The organism is Phytoactinopolyspora endophytica (assembly GCF_004138495.1).
GTDB classification, from domain to species: Bacteria; Actinomycetota; Actinomycetes; order Jiangellales; family Jiangellaceae; genus Phytoactinopolyspora; species Phytoactinopolyspora endophytica.
Map to the genome: position 1 here is coordinate 234,157 of NZ_ML142859.1, position 2,008 is coordinate 236,164.

General features: G+C 67.1%; 2 protein-coding genes and 1 pseudogene. All 3 read left to right on the forward strand.

From position 1 onward, the window contains the following. Nucleotides 1-153: 153 nt before the first annotated feature. A complete protein-coding gene (locus tag ELR45_RS21185; protein WP_205856979.1) occupies nt 154-819 on the forward strand; it encodes a TetR/AcrR family transcriptional regulator C-terminal domain-containing protein in 666 nt (221 codons plus the stop codon). Nucleotides 820-946: 127 nt separating this feature from the next. After that, nucleotides 947-1,753 carry an MBL fold metallo-hydrolase gene (locus ELR45_RS21190; protein ID WP_129668121.1) on the forward strand — a complete coding sequence of 269 codons (807 nt, stop codon included), beginning with the start codon at nt 947-949 and terminating at the stop codon, nt 1,751-1,753. Nucleotides 1,754-1,830: 77 nt separating this feature from the next. Next, nucleotides 1,831-2,008: pseudogene (locus ELR45_RS38580) on the forward strand (methionine synthase); the annotation flags it as partial.

Sequence of the window (2,008 nt, forward strand, 5' to 3'; positions counted from 1 at the left end):
CGATGTCGCGGAGCTCCAGCACGTCGCCGGGGTTGCCGTAGCTGCGCTGCATGATCGCTTTCATGTCACTCCACCCTATGTTTACAATGTAAATATATACGCTGTAAGGTACGCTTCGTTCCGTCGATCGTCAAGAGAGGACGGATGCCGCCAGTGCCGACACCGAACGACTCGTCGACGGAACGCCGCACACGGCTGAACCGCGACCGGGTGCTCGATGCGGGCGCCGCCCTGGCCGACGCCGAGGGCATCGGTGCTTTGACGATGCGCCGGCTCGGGAAAGAGCTCGGCGTGGAGGCCATGGCGCTGTACAACCACGTCCACAACAAGGACGACCTGCTCCACGGCATGCTCGATCGGGTAGCCGGAGAGATCGAGCTGCCCGACAGCAGCCCGGACTGGCGGGATCACGTGCGCCGGCGGGCCATCTCGGCGCACGCCGTACTGATGCGCCACCCCTGGGCAGCCGGTCTGTGGACATCGAGCATCAACCTGGGGCCGGCGCGGATGCGCTATATGGACAGCGCGCTGCGGAGCCTGGACGAGGCGGGCTTCCCGCCGGACCTCCTCGATCGCGCCTTCCACACGATCGAGGACCACATCGTCGGCCATGCGCTGCAGGCGCTGGGATTCCCCCTCGACCACGACCAGATGATGGAGACGGGCGAGGAGTTCCTGCGCACGTTCCCGGTCGACGAATACCCCGACCTGGCCGCACACATCCGCCACCACCTCCAGGACGACGAGGACGGGGACGGATTCGAGTTCGGGCTGGACCTGATCCTCGACGGCCTTGAGCGGCGGCGCAGCCCTTCCTGAGCTCGACGGATCATGACGTCTCGCGGTGGCGAAAGACCCGCAGGTCCGCCTCACACGCGGCAAAGCCGTAAGATCAGCGCACTCGTGCGTGCAGAGTGTGTGCCACGGGCGACCGGCTGGAGGAATGATGATCACCTGTAGGACCTGCGCGGTGGAGTACGACGAGCCGGTACCCGACGTCTGCCCGATCTGCGCTGACGAACGCCAGTACGTGCCGGAGACCGGCCAAGCGTGGGCGAGCCTCGATGACCTGCGCGACGAGGGCGCGACCATCACCGTCCGGCAGCGCACACCGATCCTATGGGGACTGCGAGCCCCGGGTGTGGGCATCGGGCAGCAGATGCTGCTTCTGCGCACACCACAGGGCAACCTGCTCTGGGATCCCGTGGGGTACCTGGACGACGAGACAGTCACGTGGATACGCGAGCAAGGGCCGGTGCTGGCGATCGCGGCCAGCCATCCGCACATGTTCGGCGTCCAGGTCGAGTGGTCCCGTGCCCTCGGCGGCGCACCGATCCTGGTGAACGAGGCCGATGCGCACTGGCTAGGGCGCCGTGACGGCGCGATCACGCTGTGGTCGGATCAGTACGACGTGACGGCGGGACTGACGCTGCACCAGGTCGGTGGCCATTTCCCCGGCAGCGCGGTCGCCCACTGGTCGGGCGACGACGGCGGCGGAGTCCTGCTGGCCGGTGACACCATCATGGTCAATCCCGACCGGGTGACCACGAGCTTTCAACGCAGCTATCCCAACCGGTTGCCGCTGTCCGGCGCTGTCGTGGCGCGGATCGCCGAGCGGATCAAGCCGTTGCGCTTCGAACAGATCTGGAGCAACTTCGACAACGCGATTACTGCGGAGGCTGACCTGGCCGTGCAGCGTTCAGCCGAGCGGCATGTCGCGTGGGTGCGTGGGGATTTCGATCACCTGACGTGACCGGCGCGGTCGCCGCTCACCTCGTGTCCCGTCCGAACGGCTCGGTCGGCGCGTCCGTGCGGGTAGTCTCGGCGAACGTGGACTATCCGTGGAAACCGGCTGTAGCGACCGGTATGGGATCGCTGCCGTTCGAGGACAGAGACGAGGCGGCGCGCATCGTCGTCGGCGAGCTGCCTGATCTCCCGCATGTGCCTGAGCTCCCGGCGCGCGGCGCCGGGTCGGAGATGGTTGGGCGATCCGCCGCGTTCCTCGTCG

Coding starts and splice junctions, on each gene's coding strand:
- ELR45_RS21190 (WP_129668121.1), top strand. CDS start 947: ATGATCACCTGTAGGACCTGCGCGGTGGAGTACGACGAGCCGGTACCC.